We start from the raw sequence: 2,566 nt of genomic DNA on the forward strand, positions 1-2,566 counted from the left end.
AACTGCAGTTTTGTAATTAAAGCCCAGGCTGTTGAAGTAGGAACCACAGGAATAAGAGATAATCTTGTTTTAAGCAGATTTTTCCAGACCGGCGAAGTTACTTTCGACGATGACGGGCTGAAAGACTGGTTTGAAGACCCTTATGACCCTTCATTCAGGGAGGGAGCCCTGATGAATAAATCCGAAAGAGAGGAGTACGATAAGGAATTTCCCGACCACCCGCTTTCCGTGGTTCGCCGCCTGATTCACAAAGCCCTGAAGGAAATGGTATTAAATGATGACATAAAACATCTGCCTGCTTTCGATAAATAATAAAAATTAACGGCAAAAACAGAGTGCGTATGAAATATTACCGCTCTGTGTCTTTATGTCCTTTTTTTCACTAACTTAGTCATGTTATTTACTGAAAAACAAGGCATCACCCAATAGTATGGCAGAAAAACTTTACTTCATCAAGACCAATCCGGTTGTGGCAAAAATCAATTTATACAATAAACTCTGCCGCGAAGAAGAGCATGTTCTCCAATTTCTCCAGGATGATAAAAAAACAAGCCTTGAGCTCATCAAGAAAAAAACACTTCATCATATAGACGATATTTCAGAAGAAGAGCTGCTGGATATTTTCAGGTGGTTTGAGGCCAAATGCAATACGGATCCCGAAGAATTGCAAGCGCAGTTATTTACTCACGGGATCGATATATTCCATGAGATTTCCGGTGCATCGGACGTGGAAGCTTTCCACCGGATCCTGTCGGATTATAAGAAACATGCAAACACAATCCTCGGCTGTAAAATGGATTCTGAAGTTTTTAATCCATTCCTCATCTACGGGATCTTTTTTTCAGGGATGATCAATAAAAACGGTGAAACAGATTTTCATTTTGATTACCTGAAATCCGGTTATTCAAACCTTTATTCCCTTGCTGAAACCGCTTATCAGGAAAATAAATCTAATATGCCAAAACCGGAGATGCACCGTCATTTTTCCGAACTGTATGATTCCACTAAATTTTACAAAGGAAATATTATAATACTCCACCGTGTGTAGCGAGGTATTTCTTTTCACAGATTTGAAAAAATTTCTATATTTGCAGCAATGAAGCAGCTCAACAATATCTTACGATTGCCTTTTTTCAGCAATTATTATTACCCGGCCTATGGTTCGGGAAAGCTTCTATAGATATATTTCAGTAAACATTCAACTAGAATAATAGAAAACCCGGACCTCTCGTCCGGGTTTTTTCATATATAAAATTCAAAAAAATGATCCGTACACTAAAAGAAAACGTAGAAATTATGCTGCCGCCAAACGGTCTGGAATTAAAATTTCAGCAGGCCGCAGAAGAAAACAGGAAACTCATCATCAAGATAGGTTTTGATCCTACCGCTCCCGACCTGCACCTTGGGCATGCCGTCGTCCTGAAAAAGCTAAAGCAGTTTCAGGAGCTGGGCCATCAGGTTGTGATCGTCGTCGGAAGCTTTACAGCAAGAATTGGGGATCCGACCGGGAAAAATAAAGCCCGGCAACCCTTAAATGCTGAAGAGGTGAAGCACAATGCAGAAACCTATATCAGCCAGCTTGCCAAAGTAATCGATGTTGAAAAAGCAAAAATAGTATTCAATTCCGACTGGCTGGATGCGCTGCCTTTTTCAGAAGTCGTTCAGCTCTTGTCTAAAGTAACGGTGGCGCAGCTGCTGCAGCGGAACGATTTCAGCAAAAGATTTACCGAAAATATCCCAATTGCCATGCATGAGCTGGTATACCCGATTCTTCAGGGATTCGATTCGGTACAGATTGAATGTGATATAGAGATGGGCGGAACGGATCAGCTGTTCAACTGTACCATGGGGAGACAGCTGCAGGAAAACCACGGAAGATCTCCGCAAATCGTGATGTGCATGCCGCTGCTTAAAGGCCTGGACGGGAAAGAAAAAATGAGTAAATCTTTGAACAATACAATCGGATTAACAGATACCCCGAATGAAATGTTCGGCAAAACCATGTCTATCCCGGATACTTTGATCACTGAATTCATCGACCTTACCTCCGATCTTTCCGGTGAAGAAAAAGAAAACCTGAAGCTCAGCATTACAAACGGTGAAAATCCAATGAATATTAAAAAGCTGATCGCCAAAAATATCATTACGCAATACCACGATCCTGAATCTGCGGAACAAGCTGAAACGTTTTTCACGAACCAGTTTCAAAATAAAAATGATGGTGAAAAAGTGTTTGAGCCGGTTTCTTTAAGTTCATTGAATCATCGTCAGGAAAGCATGACTCTTGCAGAACTCTGCCATCAGCTGAAAAACAAAGAAAGCAAGTCTTTTATCCGTAGGCTCATTACCAACGGCGGGATTCAGATCAATCATCAGAAAATAACTAATCCCGATGAAAAAGTTGCAGTAACCAAAGGAACAAAAATCAAGATCGGGAAGAGAAGTTTTTTTGAACTTTTGTAAATACCGGATTTTCAGAGGCAATTTTTTGATATATTCGTCAGGCCAAAAATTAATAAAAAATAAAGGATATGAGCTACATCATGGTCGATATAGAATCGGACGG

General features: G+C 40.4%; 3 protein-coding genes. All 3 read left to right on the plus strand.

Annotated features, from left to right (window positions below):
• On the plus strand, positions 1–312 hold a 312-nt coding region (locus QZ735_RS14415; RefSeq protein WP_294249712.1), incomplete at its 5' end, for a hypothetical protein.
• 118 nt (positions 313–430) lie between these two features.
• Positions 431–1,048, plus strand: coding sequence for a hypothetical protein (locus QZ735_RS14420; RefSeq protein ID WP_294228904.1), 618 nt, complete (start codon positions 431–433; stop codon positions 1,046–1,048).
• 215 nt (positions 1,049–1,263) lie between these two features.
• Entirely contained in the window at positions 1,264–2,463 is a 1,200-nt protein-coding gene (gene tyrS / locus QZ735_RS14425) for a tyrosine--tRNA ligase (RefSeq protein ID WP_294228907.1), read from the plus strand.
• Positions 2,464–2,566 lie beyond the last annotated feature (103 nt).

This window comes from uncultured Chryseobacterium sp., from assembly GCF_913776365.1.
Taxonomy (GTDB): domain Bacteria; phylum Bacteroidota; class Bacteroidia; order Flavobacteriales; family Weeksellaceae; genus Chryseobacterium.